The organism is Enterobacter cloacae complex sp. S1, assembly GCF_014930525.1.
GTDB lineage: Bacteria > Pseudomonadota > Gammaproteobacteria > Enterobacterales > Enterobacteriaceae > Enterobacter > Enterobacter hormaechei_C.
On the sequence record NZ_JADBRE010000014.1, the window covers coordinates 53098 to 71205 of the forward strand.

The 18108-nt window shown below is 55.4% G+C and carries 16 protein-coding genes; 15 read left to right on the plus strand and 1 reads right to left on the minus strand.

Going from position 1 to position 18108, the window contains the following annotated elements:
* Positions 1-22 precede the first annotated feature (22 nt).
* A complete protein-coding gene (locus IM290_RS10730; protein ID WP_015572372.1) occupies positions 23-1606 on the minus strand; it encodes a TerC family protein in 1584 nt (527 codons plus the stop codon).
* Between the two features lie 693 nt (positions 1607-2299).
* Between IM290_RS10730 and IM290_RS10735 the strand changes: the two genes are divergently transcribed.
* The 15 genes from IM290_RS10735 (at position 2300) to cpsG (ending at position 18016) form a co-directional block, all read left to right on the plus strand.
* Positions 2300-3436 carry a polysaccharide export protein gene (locus tag IM290_RS10735; protein ID WP_003862079.1) on the plus strand — a complete coding sequence of 379 codons (1137 nt, stop codon included), beginning with the start codon at positions 2300-2302 and terminating at the stop codon, positions 3434-3436.
* A gap of 6 nt (positions 3437-3442) precedes the next feature.
* A complete protein-coding gene (wzb, locus tag IM290_RS10740) occupies positions 3443-3886 on the plus strand; it encodes a low molecular weight protein-tyrosine-phosphatase Wzb (protein ID WP_003862078.1) in 444 nt (147 codons plus the stop codon).
* A 2-nt stretch (positions 3887-3888) separates the two neighbouring features.
* Positions 3889-6051 (plus strand): tyrosine-protein kinase Wzc, encoded by a 2163-nt coding sequence (gene wzc / locus IM290_RS10745; protein WP_015572374.1) that lies wholly within the window; start codon positions 3889-3891, stop codon positions 6049-6051.
* Positions 6052-6206: 155 nt separating this feature from the next.
* Complete coding sequence (wcaA, locus tag IM290_RS10750; protein WP_017383272.1) at positions 6207-7049, plus strand: colanic acid biosynthesis glycosyltransferase WcaA; 843 nt, start codon at positions 6207-6209, stop codon at positions 7047-7049.
* The gene (gene wcaB, locus IM290_RS10755; RefSeq protein ID WP_003863505.1) at positions 7049-7540 is read left to right on the plus strand and encodes a colanic acid biosynthesis acetyltransferase WcaB; all 492 of its coding nucleotides are present in this window, start codon (positions 7049-7051) and stop codon (positions 7538-7540) included. Before wcaA ends, wcaB begins: the two co-directional genes overlap by 1 nt.
* Positions 7537-8754, plus strand: a complete 1218-nt coding sequence (gene wcaC, locus IM290_RS10760) for a colanic acid biosynthesis glycosyltransferase WcaC (protein WP_045328792.1) — start codon at positions 7537-7539, stop codon at positions 8752-8754. Before wcaB ends, wcaC begins: the two co-directional genes overlap by 4 nt.
* Complete coding sequence (gene wcaD, locus IM290_RS10765) at positions 8729-9949, plus strand: colanic acid polymerase WcaD (protein WP_015572375.1); 1221 nt, start codon at positions 8729-8731, stop codon at positions 9947-9949. The genes wcaC and wcaD overlap by 26 nt, the downstream gene beginning before the upstream one ends.
* A 16-nt stretch (positions 9950-9965) precedes the next feature.
* A complete protein-coding gene (gene wcaE, locus IM290_RS10770; protein WP_003863510.1) occupies positions 9966-10712 on the plus strand; it encodes a colanic acid biosynthesis glycosyltransferase WcaE in 747 nt (248 codons plus the stop codon).
* Between the two features lie 16 nt (positions 10713-10728).
* Positions 10729-11283, plus strand: coding sequence for a colanic acid biosynthesis acetyltransferase WcaF (gene wcaF, locus IM290_RS10775; protein ID WP_193041891.1), 555 nt, complete (start codon positions 10729-10731; stop codon positions 11281-11283).
* A 21-nt stretch (positions 11284-11304) separates the two neighbouring features.
* Positions 11305-12426, plus strand: a complete 1122-nt coding sequence (gene gmd, locus IM290_RS10780) for a GDP-mannose 4,6-dehydratase (RefSeq protein ID WP_003863514.1) — start codon at positions 11305-11307, stop codon at positions 12424-12426.
* A 2-nt stretch (positions 12427-12428) separates the two neighbouring features.
* Positions 12429-13394: a GDP-L-fucose synthase gene (locus IM290_RS10785; protein WP_193041890.1), complete on the plus strand. Its 966-nt coding sequence runs from the start codon at positions 12429-12431 to the stop codon at positions 13392-13394.
* A gap of 2 nt (positions 13395-13396) precedes the next feature.
* Complete coding sequence (locus tag IM290_RS10790; protein ID WP_065186924.1) at positions 13397-13876, plus strand: GDP-mannose mannosyl hydrolase; 480 nt, start codon at positions 13397-13399, stop codon at positions 13874-13876.
* Positions 13873-15096 (plus strand): colanic acid biosynthesis fucosyltransferase WcaI, encoded by a 1224-nt coding sequence (gene wcaI / locus IM290_RS10795; RefSeq protein ID WP_022651482.1) that lies wholly within the window; start codon positions 13873-13875, stop codon positions 15094-15096. The genes IM290_RS10790 and wcaI overlap by 4 nt, the downstream gene beginning before the upstream one ends.
* Positions 15097-15099: 3 nt before the next feature.
* Entirely contained in the window at positions 15100-16536 is a 1437-nt protein-coding gene (cpsB, locus tag IM290_RS10800; protein WP_017693088.1) for a mannose-1-phosphate guanyltransferase, read from the plus strand.
* A gap of 109 nt (positions 16537-16645) precedes the next feature.
* Positions 16646-18016, plus strand: coding sequence for a colanic acid biosynthesis phosphomannomutase CpsG (gene cpsG, locus IM290_RS10805; protein ID WP_045338360.1), 1371 nt, complete (start codon positions 16646-16648; stop codon positions 18014-18016).
* Positions 18017-18108: the final 92 nt, after the last annotated feature.

An 18108-nucleotide genomic window follows, 5' to 3' on the forward strand; every position in this document is an offset into this window, starting at 1 on the left:
AGCGAAGCGCCACCCGGCTTTTTTACACCTCAAAATCCATCTCATCTTCACCGCGCAGCGGTATCAGCTGCACCTTCTGCACGCGATGGCTCTCAACCTGCAAGGTTTTGATCATGTAATCCCCCACCTGGACCTCTTCGCCCGGCTGCGGAATACGTTGCAGATATTCCATCAGCAAACCGGCGATGGTGTGGTATTCGCGCTTCTCATCCAGCGGAAGCGGAACGAACTGCACCAGATCTTCGAGCGGCATATGGCCGTTGGCGGTCCAGCTGCCGTCGGCGTTTTTCTGAATATCGTGACGCGCATCGATCTCATCCACCTCATTAGGCAGATTACCGGCGATGGTTTCCATCACGTCGCTGAGCGTTACCAGCCCTTCCACAGAACCAAACTCATCAACGACAAACGCGAAGTGGGTACGCGCGTTGCGGAACTGCTCCAGCGCGGAGAGCAGCGGTAGCGCTTCCGGGAAGACCAGCGGCTGGCGCACCAGCGCCCGCAGGTTGAGCGGCTCGCCGTGAAGCTGCTGTTGCAGGAGGTCAATCACGTGTACCACGCCCAGCAGCTCTTCTTCCTCTTCACCGCCGGTCACGACCACGCGGGTGTGCTGGTTTTTATCCAGCAGGGCGCGGATCTGCTCTTCCGGCGCCGTCAGGTCAATATGCTCAATGTCATGGCGGGAGGTCATGATACTGCTCACCGAGCGCTGGTTGAGGTTAAGCACGCGCTCTATCATCCGGCGTTCCTGCGGGTTGAAGATCTGCCCGTCGCTGTGGTCGGCAAGCATCGCCGCGGATTCAGCATCCAGCTCGGCATCCTCTTTTTTGCCGCTCAGCAGGCGCATCACCGTATCTGCGGTGCGCTGTCGTAATGTCTGGTTCGCGGAGAGAAAACGGCGACGGTTGAAAATGGCCAGCTGGTTGAGAAACTCAATCAGCACTGAGAAACCAATGGCGGCGTACAAATACCCTTTCGGGATATGGAAGCCAAAACCATCCGCGACCAGGCTAAAGCCAATCATCAGCAGGAAGCTCAGACAGAGGATGACGATAGTCGGGTGACTGTTCACGAAGCGCGTCAGGGCTTTACTGGCGAGCACCATCAGGGTGATGGCAATGATCACCGCGGCCATCATCACCGCCAGATGGTCAACCATCCCGACGGCCGTGATCACGGAGTCGAGAGAAAAGACGGCATCCAGCACCACTATCTGAGCGACCACTGGCCAGAATTTTGCACCGCGTCGCTGGGTGGGGTTTTCACTGTCTTTTCCTTCCAGCCGCTCATTAAGCTCAACCGTGGCTTTGAACAGCAGGAACAATCCGCCGAAAAGCATGATCAGGTCGCGGGCGCTAAAGCTCAGACCCTGCACGCTGAATAAGGGTTTGGTCAGCGTCACCAGCCAGGAGATTGAGGCCAGTAACAGCAGACGCATCACCATGGCGAGCAGAAGACCCGTCACCCGGGCGCGGTCGCGTTGTGAAGGGGGTAATTTATCGGCAAGGATAGCGATAAACACCAGGTTATCAATGCCGAGCACTAATTCGATGACGACCAGCGTCACCAGCCCGGCCCAGATTGATGGATCGGCAATCCATTCCATAGTAAATGCAATACCTTCTGTTATATGACTAATGTCACACTTCGATCATGGATAAAGCCGACGGAAATTGCAATGCCGGGGTGAGATTTCTCTTAATGCTACACTCAGGTAAACCCCATTTGCCGGGCGGTGTAAATAAGTTAATTGCGAAGATTTAATTACATAAGACGATATTTAGGATATATCGCAATAAATGGTCCAGCGATCTATTTTGTCAATATAAAGAAAATCCGAAAACCTTAAAACTTTGCTCTTAATATTAATCTTAAAAACGAATATTAGGACGGTTGTCTCCTTGCCTGCTATTAGGTTAGCTGCAACAATTCTTCCAGCATCAAATGTTAAATCTCCTTGTTGCTATTTTTGTTTCGGTCTTTGGTGAAGGTTATACATTATCAATCGCCCCTGTGAGGCGTTTGATATATTTCGCAAAAGGCCTTATCCAAGAGGGTGTCTAACCATAACGCATTGTTTAGTCAGTGGATTGGTAACTGAAAGCCAAGGGCGGTAGCGTGCCTGAAAGCGTGTGAATCAGCCTCAATTATTCTGTCAATAGCCAATGGATGAATAAGCTTTTTTTAGGACTGATGCCAGTTATATTGCTAAATGATTAACTGCATTCTGATTGTCACCACGACCCGCGCTTATTTTAATTGCACAGGATAATTACTCTGCCAAAGTGATAAATAATCAATGATGAAATCCAAAATGAAATTGATGCCATTATTGGTGTCTGTGACCTTGATGAGTGGTTGCACGGTCTTTCCCGGCAGCAATATGTCGACAATGGGCAAGGATGTGATTAAACAGCAGGATGCTGATTTTGATCTCGACAAAATGGTGAATGTGTATCCATTAACCCCACGTCTGGTGGAACAATTACGCCCACGTCCAAATGTTGCTCAGCCAAATATGTCTCTGGACCAGGAAATTGCCTCTTACCAGTATCGCGTGGGTCCGGGTGACGTCATAAACGTGACCGTCTGGGATCACCCTGAACTGACCACGCCTGCGGGCCAGTACCGCAGCTCAAGCGACACCGGTAACTGGGTACAGTCCGATGGCACCATGTTCTATCCCTACATTGGCAAAGTGCACGTTGCGGGCAAAACGCTTGCTGAGATCCGTAGTGATATTACCGGCCGCCTGGCGCAGTACATTGCTGACCCGCAGGTGGACGTTAATATCGCCGCGTTCCGATCCCAGAAAGCCTATATCTCTGGCCAGGTCAATAAATCCGGCCAGCAGGCGATCACTAACGTCCCGCTCACCGTTCTCGATGCGATCAATGCCGCAGGCGGCTTAACCGACGGCGCTGACTGGCGCAACGTGGTGCTGACCCACAACGGCAAAGAGCAGCGCATTTCGCTTCAGGCGCTGATGCAAAACGGTGACCTGACCCAGAACCGCCTCCTTTATCCGGGCGATATTCTGTACGTGCCGCGCAACGACGATCTGAAAGTGTTCGTGATGGGTGAAGTGAAGAAACAGAGCACCCTCAAGATGGACTTCAGCGGTATGACCCTGACCGAAGCGCTGGGCAATGCGGAAGGCATCGATCTGACCGCCTCCAACGCCAGCGGTATCTTCGTGATCCGTCCTATCAAAGGCGAAAACGCGAAGGGCAAGATTGCCAACATCTACCAGCTGGATATGTCCGACGCGACGTCCCTGGTCATGGCAACGTCGTTCCGTCTCCAGCCGTACGATGTGGTCTATGTCACCACCGCGCCGGTTGCCCGCTGGAACCGTCTGATCAACCAGTTGCTGCCTACCATCAGTGGCGTTCGCTACATGACGGATACGGCGAGCGACGTTCATAACTGGTAAGCCGCGATGTTTAACAAAATTCTGGTGGTGTGCGTGGGGAACATTTGCCGTTCCCCCACGGCTGAAAGGCTGTTGAAAAATTACCAGCCTGCGTTAACGGTCGACTCCGCAGGGCTGGGCGCGCTGGTCGGAAAAGGTGCCGACGAACGTGCCGCAAGCGTTGCCCTTGAGCATAACCTCTCACTCGACGGGCACGTTGCCCGTCAGGTCTCTGGCCGGATGTGCCGGGAATATGACCTGATCCTCGCGATGGAAAAACGCCACATTCACGCGCTGTGCGATATCGCACCGGAGATGCGCGGCAAGGTGATGCTGTTTGGTCACTGGGATGGTGAGCGCGAAATTCCCGATCCGTATCGCAAGAGCCGCGAGGCCTTTGAGGCGGTATACACCTTACTAGACCAGTCTGCCCGTCAGTGGGCGCAGGCACTGAAAGCTCAGCAGGGATAACAATGACAGAAAAAACAAGACCTTCTGCCGCCCCGACGTCGGGCAGTGATGAAATCGATATCGGTCGCCTGGTAGGGACCGTTATTGAAGCGAAATGGTGGGTGCTGGGTATTACCGCCATCTTTGCCGTGGCGGCGATCGTTTATACGCTGTTCGCGACGCCTATTTACAGCGCCGACGCGCTGGTGCAGATCGAACAAAATACCGGAAACTCGCTGGTTCAGGATATCGGCTCGGCGCTGGCCAACAAGCCGCCGGCATCGGAAGCCGAAATTCAGCTGATCCAGTCGCGCCTGGTACTGGGCAAAACGGTTCACGATCTGGGGCTGGATATCGCGGTCACCAAAAACACCTTCCCGGTATTTGGCGCAGGCTGGGATCGCCTGATGGGGCGCAGTAACGATACGGTAAAAGTGACCGACTTCGTGATCCCAAAAGGGGCAGGGGACCAAACCTTTACCCTGACAGTGCTGGGACCAAAACAGTATCAGCTGACCAGCGACGCGGGCTTCAGCGCACGCGGCGAGGTGGGGCAGATGCTGACCAAAGAGGGCGTCAGCATCAAGGTCAGCGCAATTCAGGCGCATGAGGGCGGGGAGTTTACGGTCACCAAATTCTCGACGCTCGGGATGATCAACAACCTGCAAAACAACCTGACCGTCACCGAAAACGGCAAGGACACCGGCGTCCTGAGCATGACCTTCACCGGTGAAGACAAGGATCAAATTCGCGACATCCTCAATAGCATCACCCGCAACTATCTGGAGCAGAACGTTGAGCGTAAGTCAGCGGAAGCTGCAAAAAGCCTGGCGTTTCTCAGTAAACAGCTGCCGGAGGTGCGTGCCCGTCTGGATGACGCTGAGAACAAGCTGAACGCGTACCGTCAGGACAAGGATTCCGTCGATCTGCCGCTGGAGGCGAAATCGGTTCTCGACTCCATGGTGAATATTGATGCGCAGCTGAACGAGCTGACCTTCAAAGAGGCGGAGATTTCCAAGCTCTATACCAAACGTCACCCGGCGTACCGCACGCTGCTGGAGAAACGTCGTACCCTGGAAGAAGAGAAGGCGAAGCTGAATGACCGCGTGACCGCGATGCCGAAGACGCAGCAGGAAATTGTACGCCTGACGCGTGATGTGGAATCCGGCCAGCAGGTTTACATGCAGCTGCTGAACAAACAGCAGGAGCTGAAAATCACCGAAGCCAGCACCGTCGGCGACGTGCGTATCGTTGACCCGGCGATTACCCAGCCGGGCGTGCTGAAGCCGAAGAAAGCGCTGATTATCCTCGGCAGCATTATTCTCGGCCTGATGCTTTCCATTGTCGGCGTGCTGCTGCGCTCGCTGTTCAACCGCGGTATCGAAAGCCCGCAGGTGCTGGAAGAGAACGGGATCAGCGTGTACGCCAGCATCCCGCTTTCAGAGTGGCAGAAGTCCCGTGACAGCGTCAAAACCGTTAAGGGCGTCAAGCGTTACAAACAGAGCCAGCTGCTGGCCGTGGGTAACCCGACTGACCTGGCGATTGAAGCGGTGCGCAGCCTGCGTACCAGCCTCCACTTCGCCATGATGCAGGCCAAAAACAACGTCCTGATGATGACCGGTGTCAGCCCGTCAATCGGTAAAACCTTCGTCTGCGCCAACCTGGCGGCGGTGGTGAGCCAGACCAACAAGCGCGTGCTGTTGATCGACTGCGATATGCGTAAGGGCTACACCCATGAGCTGCTGGGGACCAACAACGTTAACGGTCTGTCGGAAATCCTGCTCGGTAAAGGGGAAATCAGCGAGAGCGCCAAGCCGACGTCGATTCCGAAATTTGACCTGATCCCGCGTGGCCAGGTGCCGCCGAACCCGTCTGAACTGCTGATGAGCGAGCGCTTCACGCAGCTGATTGAGTGGGCGAGCAAAAACTATGACCTGGTGCTGATCGATACCCCACCAATTCTGGCGGTCACCGACGCTGCCGTGGTAGGGCGTCATGCGGGCACCACGCTGATGGTCGCACGCTATGCGGTGAACACCCTGAAGGAAGTGGAAACCAGCCTGAGCCGCTTTGAGCAGAACGGTATTGAGGTGAAGGGGGTCATTCTGAACTCCATCTTCCGCCGCGCGACCGGGTATCAGGATTACGGCTACTACGAGTACGAATACAAGTCTGACAGTAAATAATAATCCCCCTCATCCTAACCCTCTCCCCAGGGGGGAGAGAGGACTGCATGGTGCAGCTTTTCTCCCTCTCCCCAGGGGGGAGAGAGGACTGCATGGTGCAGCTTTTCTCCCTCTCCCTCCGGGAGAGGGTCGGGGTGAGGGATAAGGGGAAGACCATGACCACACAACGCCCTTTGATTTCTATCTATATGCCGACATGGAATCGTCAGCAGCTGGCGATCCGCGCGATTAAATCGGTCCTGCGTCAGGATTACGATAACTGGGAACTGATTATCGTGGATGACTGTTCCTCCTCTTACGAACAACTGCAAAAGTTTGTTGAAGACCTGAACGACCCGCGCGTGGTGTACACGCACAACGCCATCAACTCCGGGGCGTGTGCGGTGCGCAACCAGGCGATTATGCAGGCGAAAGGGCAGTATCTGACCGGTATCGACGACGATGACGAATGGACGCCAAACCGTCTGTCCATCTTCCTGTCGCACAAAGCGCAGCTGGTGACCCACGCGTTTCTGTATGCCAATGACTATGTTTGCCAGGGCGAGGTCTATTCGCAGCCGGCCAGCCTGCCGCTGTATCCGAAATCACCGTATTCCCGCCGCCTGTTCTACAAGCGCAACATTATCGGCAATCAGGTGTTTACCTGGGCATGGCGCTTTAAGGAGTGCCTGTTCGATACCGAGCTGAAGGCCGCGCAGGATTACGACATCTTCCTGCGGATGGTGGTGGAGTACGGCGAGCCGTGGAAGGTGGAAGAGGCCACGCAGATCCTGCACATCAATCACGGGGAGATGCAAATCACCTCGTCGCCGAAGAAATTCTCGGGCTACTTCCATTTTTACCGCAAGCACAAGGACAAGTTTGACCGTGCCAGCCGGAAGTATCAGCTCTTTACCCTGTATCAGATCCGCAACAAGCGCATGAACTGGCGCACGCTGCTGACGCTGCTGTCGGTACGTAACGGCAAGCGTCTGGCTGACGGGCTTCGGGGGAAATAATGTTTCTGGAAGATTGCCGCGCTAACAGCTGGAGCCTGCGCCCGTGCTGCATGGTTCTGGCCTACCGTATTGCGCACTTTTGCTCTGTGTGGCGCAAAAAAAATGTGCTGAACAATATCTGGGCCGCGCCGGTGCTGGTGCTGTACCGCATCATCACCGAATGCTTTTTTGGCTATGAAATTCAGGCCGCTGCCACCATTGGCCGCCGCTTTACCATTCATCACGGCTATGCGGTGGTCATCAACAAGTTCGTCGTCGCGGGTGATGATTTCACCATTCGCCACGGGGTGACAATCGGTAACCGCGGGCCAGACAGCCTGGCTTGCCCGGTGATTGGCAATAACGTCGAGTTGGGCGCCAACGTGGTGATGATCGGGGACATTACCGTGGGTAATAACGTGACGATTGGCGCAGGCAGCGTGGTGCTGGACAGCATTCCGGACAACGCGCTGGTGGTGGGCGAGAAAGCCCGCGTGAAGGTGATTAAATGAACATTCTGCAATTTAACGTACGCCTCGCAGAGGGCGGGGCGGCAGGCGTAGCGCTGGATCTGCACCAGCGCGCGCTGCAAAAAGGACTCCAGTCGCGCTTTGTTTACGGTTACGGTAAAGGCGGCAAGAAAAGCGTCAGCCATGATAACTATCCGCAGGTGCTGAAGCAGACGCCACGTCTGACCTCCATCGCCAATATTGCGCTGTTCCGCCTGTTTAACCGCGACCTGTTCGGCAACCTGAATAATCTCTATCGCACCGTCACCCGCACTCGCGGCCCGGTTGTGCTGCACTTCCACGTGCTGCACAGCTACTGGCTGAATCTGGAAGAGGTGGTGGCGTTTTGTGGCAAGGTGAAGGCGCACAAGCCGGATACCCGATTTGTCTGGACGCTGCACGACCACTGGAGCGTGACCGGACGTTGCGCCTTTACCGACGGCTGCGAAGGCTGGAAAGATAACTGCCAGAAATGCCCTACGCTCAGCAACTACCCGCCGGTGAAGGTCGATCGCGCGCATCAGCTGGTTGAGGGTAAGCGTCAGCTGTTCCGCGATATGCTCTCGCTCGGCTGCACCTTTATCTCCCCAAGCCAGCACGTGGCGGACGCTTTTAATAGCCTGTACGGAGCAGGGCGCTGCCAGATCATCAACAACGGTATTGATGTGGCAACGGAAGCGATCCTGGCCGAACTGACGCCCGTAGCCGTTACCCCCGGTAAGCCGAAAATTGCGGTCGTCGCCCATGACCTGCGCTACGACGGCAAAACCAACCAGCAGCTGGTGCGCGACATGATGGCGCTCGGCGACAAAATTGAACTGCATACCTTTGGCAAATTCTCGCCGTTCGAAGGCGCTAACGTGGTGAACCACGGGTTTGAAACCGACAAGCGCAAACTGATGAGCGCGCTGAACGGTATGGACGCGCTGGTGTTCAGCTCCCGCGTGGACAACTACCCGCTGATCCTGTGCGAAGCGCTCTCCATCGGCGTACCGGTGATTGCCACCCACAGCGACGCCGCGCGTGAGGTGCTGGAGAAATCGGGCGGTAAAACCTTTAGTGAAAATGAGGTGCTGCCGCTGGTGCAGTTGTCGAAGGCCGATATCGCGCAGGCTGTTTTTGGCACTGACCTGGAATCGTTCCGCAACCGCAGCCGTAAAGCGTACAGTGGACAACAGATGCTGGAGGAGTATGTCTCGTTCTATCAGAATCTGTAGTTATCTGCTGCTGCCGCTGATCTACCTGCTGGTCAACGTTAAGATTGCCCAGCTCGGTGAAAGCTTCCCGATCACTATCGTCACCTTCCTGCCGGTTCTGCTGTTGCTTTACGTTGACAAGCTTAACCTCAAAAAGCTGATGATTTCACTGGGCATCGGGTTTGGTCTGACGGCGTTTAACTACATCTTTGGTCAGTCGCTGGACGCCAGCAAATATGTCACCTCCACCATGCTGTTTGTTTATATCGTTATCATTATTGGCATGGTGTGGAGTATTCGCTTTAAAACTATTTCTCCGCACAATTATAGGAAAATCCTCAGGTTCTTTTATATTGTCGTCGGGCTGATTGTTGTGCTTGCGGCAATGGAGATGGCGCAAATTATTCTCACAGGCGGCAGTAGCCTGATGGAAATAATTTCGAAATATCTTATATACAGTAACAGCTATGTACTGAACTTCATTAAGTTTGGTGGCAAGCGTACAACCGCGCTCTATTTTGAACCGGCGTTTTTTGCTCTGGCATTAATCTCAATTTGGCTCAGCATCAAACAGTTCGGTATCAAAACCCCCAAGACCGATGCTATGATTCTTGCAGGAATCGTTCTGTCAGGGTCGTTCTCCGGGGTAATGACGTTTATTCTGTTTTACCTGCTGGAGTGGGCGTTCCAGTACCTGAACAAAGAGGCGATTAAGAAAAAACTGCCGCTGGCGATAATCTCTCTGACGGTATTTTTAGTGGGCGTAATATTTGCGTTTCCGTACATTTCTGAACGTCTGGGTGATTTGGGAACGGAAGGTTCGTCGTCCTATTATCGCATCATTGGTCCACTGGTGATGGTGGGTTATTCCTTAACCCATATTGATGGCGTAGTAAGATTCGGCTCACTTTACGAATATGTTGCATCATTCGGAATCTTTAACGGTGCGGATGTCGGTAAAACCATAGACAATGGTCTGTATCTGTTAATTATCTATTTTTCCTGGTTCGCCGTACTGTTGACACTGTGGTATCTGTTTAAAGTTTTCAAAATGATGATTAACGCGTTTGGTGATAACCAGAACTTTCGCGTGCAACTTTATCTGTTCACACCGGTGTCGTTGTTTTTTACCGGGTCAATATTTAGCCCGGAATATGCATTCTTAATTGTATGTCCGTTTATTTTGCGCAAAGCGCTGAATATTACGAGCGTATGACGAAATGAGGTGATTTATGTTTCTTAGCGTCATTACTGTCGCCTTTCGTAACTACGAAGGGGTGGTAAAAACCTGGCGCTCGCTGCGCAACCTGGCGCGCGATCCGAGCCTCACCTTTGAGTGGATCGTGGTCGATGGCGGCTCGAACGACGGCACGGCGGAGTTCCTGGAAAAACTCAACGGTGAGTTCAACTTACGTTACATCAGCGAGAAAGATAAAGGTATTTACGATGCCATGAATAAAGGCATCAACATGGCGCAGGGGCGTTACGCGATCTTCCTCAATTCCGGCGATGTGTTCCATGAAGATGTGGCGCTGTTTGCCCGTCAGCTGGCGCGCCAGAAAGAAGATGCCATGTTTATTGGTGATGCGCTGCTTGATTTCGGCGAGGGGAAAAAAGTGCTGCGCGGCGCGAAACCAGGCTGGTATATCTACCACAGCCTGCCGGCCAGCCATCAGGCTATTTTCTTCCCAATGAGCGGCCTGAAAAAACAGCCTTACGATTTGCGCTATAAAGTGTCATCAGATTATGCCCTGGCCGCCAGCCTGTACAAATCTGGCTACCCGTTCCGTCGAATTAAAGGACTGGTATCTGAATTTTCAATGGGTGGCGTGTCAACCTCGAATAATCTGGAACTGTGCCAGGATGCCAAAAACGTGCAGCGTAAAATATTACGCGTGCCGGGGTTCTGGGCGGAATTATCTTATTTCTTACGTCTGAAAACGACGGGTAAAGCGAAAGCCTTATATAACAAAGCCTGAGATATAAGGAAACGTAATGCAGGAATTAAATGGATTCTCCGTGCCGAAAGGTTTTCGGGGCGGGAGCGGTATTAAAGTTCAACTGTGGTGGGCTGTACAGGCAACATTATTTGCCTGGTCGCCGCAAGTACTGTACCGCTGGCGCGCATTTTTACTGCGTCTGTTTGGCGCAAAAATAGGAAAAAACGTAGTCATTAGACCTTCGGTGAAAATTACTTATCCCTGGAAATTAACGCTCGGGGATTACGCCTGGGTTGGGGATGACGCGGTGTTATATACCCTTGGCGAGATTACGATTGGCGCAAATTCGGTGGTTTCACAGAAGTGTTATTTGTGCACCGGCAGCCACGATTTTATGAGCCCGCATTTTGATATTACCGCCTCGCCTGTTGTGATCGGTGAAAAATGCTGGCTGGCAACAGACGTCTTTGTTGCACCCGGTGTTTCTGTTGGCGATGGCACGGTAGTCGGTGCCCGCAGCAGCGTTTTTAAATCGCTTCCGGCAAATAAAATTTGCCGTGGCAACCCCGCAGTGGTGATACGCGAACGCGTTGAAACTGAAAAACTTTGATAAGTACAGAGGAATATAAACATGTCTAAAGTCGCTCTCATCACCGGCGTTACCGGACAAGATGGTTCTTACCTGGCAGAATTGCTGCTGGAAAAAGGGTATGAAGTTCACGGTATTAAGCGTCGTGCCTCTTCATTCAACACCGAGCGTGTCGATCACATTTACCAGGATCCGCATGCGGCAAACCCGAAATTCCATCTGCACTACGGCGACCTGACCGATACCTCCAACCTGACCCGCATCCTGCAAGAAGTACAGCCGGACGAAGTGTACAACCTGGGGGCAATGAGCCACGTTGCGGTTTCCTTCGAGTCCCCGGAGTACACCGCTGACGTGGATGCGATGGGTACGCTGCGTCTGCTGGAAGCGATTCGCTTCCTTGGTCTTGAGAAGAAAACCCGCTTCTACCAGGCATCTACCTCTGAGCTGTACGGTCTGGTGCAGGAAATTCCGCAGAAAGAAACCACGCCGTTCTACCCGCGTTCTCCGTACGCTGTGGCGAAACTGTACGCTTACTGGATCACCGTGAACTACCGTGAATCCTACGGCATGTACGCCTGTAACGGCATTCTGTTCAACCACGAATCTCCGCGTCGCGGCGAAACCTTCGTGACCCGCAAAATCACCCGCGCGATCGCCAACATCGCTCAGGGCCTGGAGTCTTGCCTGCACCTCGGCAACATGGATTCCCTGCGTGACTGGGGCCATGCGAAAGACTACGTGAAAATGCAGTGGATGATGTTGCAGCAGGAACAGCCAGAAGACTTCGTGATCGCGACCGGCGTGCAGTACTCCGTGCGTCAGTTCGTTGAGATGGCTGCGGCACAGCTGGGCATCAAGCTGCGCTTCGAAGGCACCGGCGTGGAAGAGAAGGGTATCGTTGTTTCCGTGACCGGCCACGACGCACCGGGCGTGAAGCCAGGTGACGTGATTGTCCAGGTTGATCCGCGTTACTTCCGTCCTGCTGAAGTGGAAACCCTGCTGGGCGACCCAACCAAAGCGCACGAGAAGCTGGGCTGGAAACCAGAAACCACCCTGCAAGAAATGGTATCCGAGATGGTGGCCAAAGATCTTGAAGCAGCGAAAAAACATTCCCTGCTCAAGTCTCATGGCTACGAGGTTGCCATCGCGCTGGAGTCCTGAGAATGACAAAACAACGTATTTTTGTCGCCGGTCATCGCGGAATGGTGGGTTCCGCGATTGAACGCCTGCTGGAACAGCGCGGCGACGTTGAGGTGATTGTTCGCACCCGCGACGAGCTAAACCTGCTTGATAGCCTTGCGGTGCAGGACTTCTTCGCCAGCGAACGTATCGACCAGGTGTATCTGGCGGCGGCGAAGGTGGGCGGCATTGTCGCTAACAACACCTACCCGGCGGATTTCATCTACGAGAACATGATGATTGAGAGCAACATCATTCACGCGGCGCATCTGTACAACGTGAATAAACTGCTGTTCCTCGGCTCATCCTGTATCTACCCGAAAATGGCGAAGCAGCCGATCGCCGAGAGCGAACTGTTGCAGGGCACGCTTGAAGCCACCAACGAGCCGTATGCGATTGCCAAAATTGCCGGGATCAAGCTGTGTGAATCCTACAACCGTCAGTATAACCGCGACTATCGCTCGGTGATGCCGACCAACCTGTACGGACCGCACGACAACTTCCACCCGAGCAATTCGCACGTGATCCCGGCGCTGCTGCGTCGTTTCCACGAGGCGACTGCCGAAAACGCCCCGGACGTGGTGGTGTGGGGCAGCGGTACGCCAATGCGTGAGTTCCTGCACGTGGACGACATGGCGGCGGCCAGCATTCACGTCATGGAGCTGGATCGCGAGGTGTGGCAGGAAAACACCGAGCCGATGCTGTCGCACATTAACGTCGGGACCGGCGTGGACTGCACCATTCGCGAGCTGGCGCAGACCATCGCGCAGGTGGTGGGCTACAAAGGACGCGTGGTGTTTGACGCCACCAAACCGGACGGCACGCCGCGCAAGCTGCTGGACGTGACCCGTCTGCATCAGCTGGGCTGGTATCACGAGGTCTCACTGGAGCAGGGGCTGGCCAGCACCTACCAGTGGTTCCTGGAAAACCAGCACCGCTTCCGGGGGTAATGATGTTTTTAAGTCAGGAAGATTTTGCCACGGTAGTGCGTTCCACTCCGCTGATCTCAATTGATTTGATCGTGGAGAACGAACGCGGCGAGTTCTTGCTGGGGAAACGAACCAATCGTCCTGCACAGGGCTTCTGGTTCGTGCCCGGCGGGCGCGTGCAGAAGGATGAGACGCTTACCGATGCGTTTGAGCGTCTCACTCTGGCGGAACTGGGCCTGCAACTGCCGATGGCAGCGGGCCAGTTTTACGGGGTCTGGCAGCACTTCTATGACGATAACTTTTCAGGCACCGGGTTCACCACGCACTACATCGTGCTGGGGTTCCGCCTGAAGGTGAGTGAGGCAGACCTGCGTCTGCCTGATTCTCAGCATGACGATTACCGCTGGTTAACGCCAGAGGCGCTGCTGGCAAGCGACAACGTCCATGACAACAGTCGGGCGTACTTCCTTGCGGAACGTCAGGCCGAGGTGCCAGGTCTATGAAAATCCTCGTCTACGGAATTAACTACTCGCCGGAGCTTACCGGTATCGGGAAATACACCGGCGAGATGGTCGAGTGGATGGCGAGCCAGGGACATGACGTGCGGGTGATTACTGCCCCGCCGTATTACCCGGAGTGGAAGGTAGGCGAACGCTATTCCAGCTGGCGCTACCGCCGCGAAGAGGGCGCCGCGACCGTCTGGCGCTGCCCGCTCTACGTGCCGAAACAGCCCTCGACGCTGAAACGTTTAATTCATCTGGGCAGCTTTGCCCTGAGCAGTTTCTTCCCGCTGATGGCGCAGCGTCGCTGGAAGCCGGATCGCATCATCGGCGTGGTGCCGACGCTGTTCTGCACGCCAGGCATGCGCCTGCTGGGCAAACTCTCCGGCGCGCGCACCCTGCTGCACATTCAGGATTATGAAGTGGACGCCATGCTCGGGCTGGGAATGGCCGGGAAAGGCAAGGGCGGCAAGGTGGCGAAGCTCGCCAGCGCCTTTGAGCGCAGCGGCCTGCACAACGTGGATTACGTCTCGACCATTTCGCGCTCGATGATGAACAAGGCGCAGGAGAAGGGCGTCCCGGCGGAAAAAGTGATCTTCTTTCCGAACTGGTCCGAAGTGGCGCGCTTCCGCGATGTGACAGACCAGGATGCGCAGGCGTTACGCGCGCAGCTCGGGTTGCCTGCTGAGCAAAAAATCATTCTTTACTCAGGCAACATCGGCGAAAAACAGGGGCTGGAGAGCGTGATTGACGCCGCGCTTCAGCTGAGCGAACACCCGTGGATGTTCGTGATAGTCGGGCAGGGCGGCGGTAAAGCGCGGCTGGAAAAAATGGCCAGCGAGCGCGGACTGACCAACATCCGCTTCTTCCCGCTTCAGTCTTATGACGCGCTGCCCGCGCTGCTGAAAATGGCGGATTGCCATCTGGTGGTGCAAAAACGCGGCGCGGCGGATGCGGTGCTGCCGTCCAAGCTGACCAACATTCTGGCAGTGGGCGGAAACGCGGTGATTACGGCAGAAGCCGCAACAGAATTAGGCCAGCTGTGCAACAGCTACCCGGGCATTGCCGTTTGCGTGGAGCCGGAATCGGTTCCTGCGCTGGTGACCGGAATTGAGCAGGCACTCGCCATGCCAAAAGAGAACACGGTGGCACGTGAATATGCCGAACGCACGCTCGAGAAAGAGAACGTGCTGAGCCAATTTATTGCAGATATACGGGGATAAATCATGAGTCAAACCACTTTGTATCCGGTCGTAATGGCGGGTGGATCCGGGAGCCGGTTGTGGCCACTGTCCCGCGTGCTTTATCCAAAACAATTTCTGTGCCTGAAAGGCGACCTCACCATGCTGCAAACGACGGTTAACCGTCTGCACGGCGTGGAGTGTGAAAGCCCGGTGGTGATCTGTAACGAACAGCACCGCTTTATCGTTGCCGAGCAGCTGCGCCAGCTGAACAAACTGACCGAAAATATCATTCTGGAGCCTGCCGGACGCAACACGGCGCCTGCCATTGCCCTTGCGGCGCTGGCGGCAAAACGCAGCAGCCCGGACTGCGACCCGCTGATGCTGGTGCTGGCGGCTGACCACGTCATCCAGCAGGAAGAGGCCTTCCGCGACGCGGTACGCGCGGCGATTCCTTACGCTGAGAACGGCAAGCTGGTGACCTTCGGCATCGTGCCGGATCTCCCGGAAACCGGCTATGGCTACATTCGCCGCGGCAGCGTTACGCCTGGTGAAGGCGACAGCGTGGCCTTTGACGTGGCGCAGTTTGTCGAAAAACCGAATCTGGAAACCGCGCAGGCGTACGTGGCCAGCGGGGAATACTACTGGAACAGCGGTATGTTCCTGTTCCGCGCCGGTCGCTACCTGGAAGAGCTGGAAAAATATCGCCCGGATATCTTGCGCGCCTGCGAAAAAGCGATGGCGGTGGTGGATCCGGATCTCGATTTTATCCGCGTGGACGAAGAAGCCTTCCTCGCCTGTCCGGAAGAGTCCATTGACTATGCGGTAATGGAACGTACGGCAGATGCGGTAGTGGTACCGATGGATGCGGGCTGGAGCGACGTCGGCTCCTGGTCGTCACTGTGGGAGATCAGCGCGCATACCCCGGAGGGTAACGTCCATCACGGGGATGTGATCAGCCACAAAACGGAAAACAGCTACGTCTACGCCGAATCTGGCCTCGTCACCACGGTAGGGGTGAAGGATCTGGTGGTCGTGCAGACCAAAGACGCGGTGCTGATTGCCGACCGTAATGCCGTGCAGGACGTTAAAAAAGTGGTGGAGCAGATCAAGGCCGATGGCCGCCACGAACACCATATTCACCGCGAAGTCTACCGCCCGTGGGGCAAATATGACTCCATCGACGCCGGCGAGCGTTACCAGGTGAAACGCATCACCGTGAAGCCGGGAGAAGGGCTGTCGGTGCAGATGCACCATCACCGCGCCGAGCACTGGGTGGTGGTGGCGGGGACCGCCAAAGTGACCATCGACGGTGAAGTGAAGCTGCTCGGTGAAAACGAGTCCATTTATATTCCGCTGGGCGCCACGCACTGTCTGGAAAACCCGGGGAAAATTCCGCTCGACTTAATTGAGGTGCGTTCCGGCTCCTATCTGGAAGAGGACGACATCATCCGCTTCCAGGATCGCTACGGGCGCGTGTAGCACTCCGCATCATGCCCGGTGGCGCTGCGCTTTCCGGGCCTACGAATGACAAAAATAAATTTGGCCATTACATGGTCAGGGCCAACTGTTGCCTGAAAAAGGGGTCATCATGGAAAAATTAACCTGTTTTAAAGCCTACGATATTCGCGGCAAGCTGGGCGAAGAGCTGAACGAAGACATTGCGTGGCGCATCGGCCGCGCGTACGGCGAATACCTGAAACCACAAACTATCGTGCTGGGCGGCGACGTGCGTCTGACCAGCAAATCCCTGAAGCTGGCGCTGGCGAAAGGGCTACAGGACGCGGGCGTCGATGTGCTGGACATTGGCCTTTCCGGTACCGAAGAGATCTATTTTGCCACCTTCCACCTGGGCGTGGACGGCGGTATCGAAGTGACGGCCAGCCATAACCCGATGGACTACAACGGCATGAAGCTGGTACGCAAGGGCGCGCGTCCTATCAGCGGTGACACCGGCCTGCGTGACGTGCAGCGTCTGGCCGAGGCCAACGACTTCCCGCCGGTGAATGAAGCCACACGCGGCAGCTATAAGCAGATTAACCTGCAAAAAGAGTACATCGACCACCTGCTGGGCTACATCAACGTGGCGAACCTCAAACCGCTGAAGCTGGTGATTAACTCCGGCAACGGCGCGGCAGGCCCGGTTGTCGATGCACTTGAAGCCCGCTTCAAGGCGCTGAACGTGCCGGTGACCTTCGTCAAAGTGCACAACACGCCTGACGGCAACTTCCCGAACGGTATTCCTAACCCGCTGCTGCCGGAGTGCCGCGACGACACCCGCAACGCGGTGATTGAGCACGGCGCCGATATGGGTATCGCCTTTGACGGCGATTTCGACCGCTGCTTCCTGTTCGATGAAAAAGGGCAGTTTATCGAAGGCTACTACATCGTTGGCCTGCTGGCGGAAGCGTTCCTCGAGAAAAACCCGGGGGCGAAAATCATTCACGATCCGCGTCTTTCCTGGAACACCGTCGACGTGGTGAAGGCCGCGGGCGGCGAACCGGTGATGTCCAAAACCGGCCACGCGTTTATCAAAGAGCGTATGCGTGAGGAAGACGCCATCTACGGCGGCGAGATGAGCGCCCACCACTATTTCCGTGATTTTGCCTACTGCGACAGCGGGATGATCCCGTGGCTGCTGGTCACCGAGCTGCTGTGCCTGAAAGGGCAGAGCCTGGGCGAACTGGTGCGCGACCGCATGGCGGCGTTCCCGGCGAGCGGCGAGATCAACAGCAAACTGGCGCAGCCCGCTGAGGCCATTGCCCGCGTAGAGCACCACTTTGCCATTCATGCGCTGGAGATTGACCGTACCGACGGTATCAGCATGGCGTTCCCGCAGTGGCGCTTCAACCTGCGCTCCTCCAACACCGAGCCGGTGGTGCGCCTGAACGTGGAGTCCCGCGCCGATACCGCGCTGATGGAAGCCCGAACGAAGGACATTCTGGCGCTGTTGAATCAGTAAAAAGAAAACCTTACCCCTCACCCTAACCCTCTCCCCAAAGGGGAGAGGGAACTTGAACACCCTCTCCCCTTTGGGGAGAGGGCCGGGGTGAG

Coding starts and splice junctions, on each gene's coding strand:
- IM290_RS10730 (WP_015572372.1), bottom strand. CDS start 1,606: ATGGAATGGATTGCCGATCCATCAATCTGGGCCGGGCTGGTGACGCTG.
- IM290_RS10735 (WP_003862079.1), top strand. CDS start 2,300: ATGATGAAATCCAAAATGAAATTGATGCCATTATTGGTGTCTGTGACC.
- wzb (WP_003862078.1), top strand. CDS start 3,443: ATGTTTAACAAAATTCTGGTGGTGTGCGTGGGGAACATTTGCCGTTCC.
- wzc (WP_015572374.1), top strand. CDS start 3,889: ATGACAGAAAAAACAAGACCTTCTGCCGCCCCGACGTCGGGCAGTGAT.
- wcaA (WP_017383272.1), top strand. CDS start 6,207: ATGACCACACAACGCCCTTTGATTTCTATCTATATGCCGACATGGAAT.
- wcaB (WP_003863505.1), top strand. CDS start 7,049: ATGTTTCTGGAAGATTGCCGCGCTAACAGCTGGAGCCTGCGCCCGTGC.
- wcaC (WP_045328792.1), top strand. CDS start 7,537: ATGAACATTCTGCAATTTAACGTACGCCTCGCAGAGGGCGGGGCGGCA.
- wcaD (WP_015572375.1), top strand. CDS start 8,729: ATGTCTCGTTCTATCAGAATCTGTAGTTATCTGCTGCTGCCGCTGATC.
- wcaE (WP_003863510.1), top strand. CDS start 9,966: ATGTTTCTTAGCGTCATTACTGTCGCCTTTCGTAACTACGAAGGGGTG.
- wcaF (WP_193041891.1), top strand. CDS start 10,729: ATGCAGGAATTAAATGGATTCTCCGTGCCGAAAGGTTTTCGGGGCGGG.
- gmd (WP_003863514.1), top strand. CDS start 11,305: ATGTCTAAAGTCGCTCTCATCACCGGCGTTACCGGACAAGATGGTTCT.
- IM290_RS10785 (WP_193041890.1), top strand. CDS start 12,429: ATGACAAAACAACGTATTTTTGTCGCCGGTCATCGCGGAATGGTGGGT.
- IM290_RS10790 (WP_065186924.1), top strand. CDS start 13,397: ATGTTTTTAAGTCAGGAAGATTTTGCCACGGTAGTGCGTTCCACTCCG.
- wcaI (WP_022651482.1), top strand. CDS start 13,873: ATGAAAATCCTCGTCTACGGAATTAACTACTCGCCGGAGCTTACCGGT.
- cpsB (WP_017693088.1), top strand. CDS start 15,100: ATGAGTCAAACCACTTTGTATCCGGTCGTAATGGCGGGTGGATCCGGG.
- cpsG (WP_045338360.1), top strand. CDS start 16,646: ATGGAAAAATTAACCTGTTTTAAAGCCTACGATATTCGCGGCAAGCTG.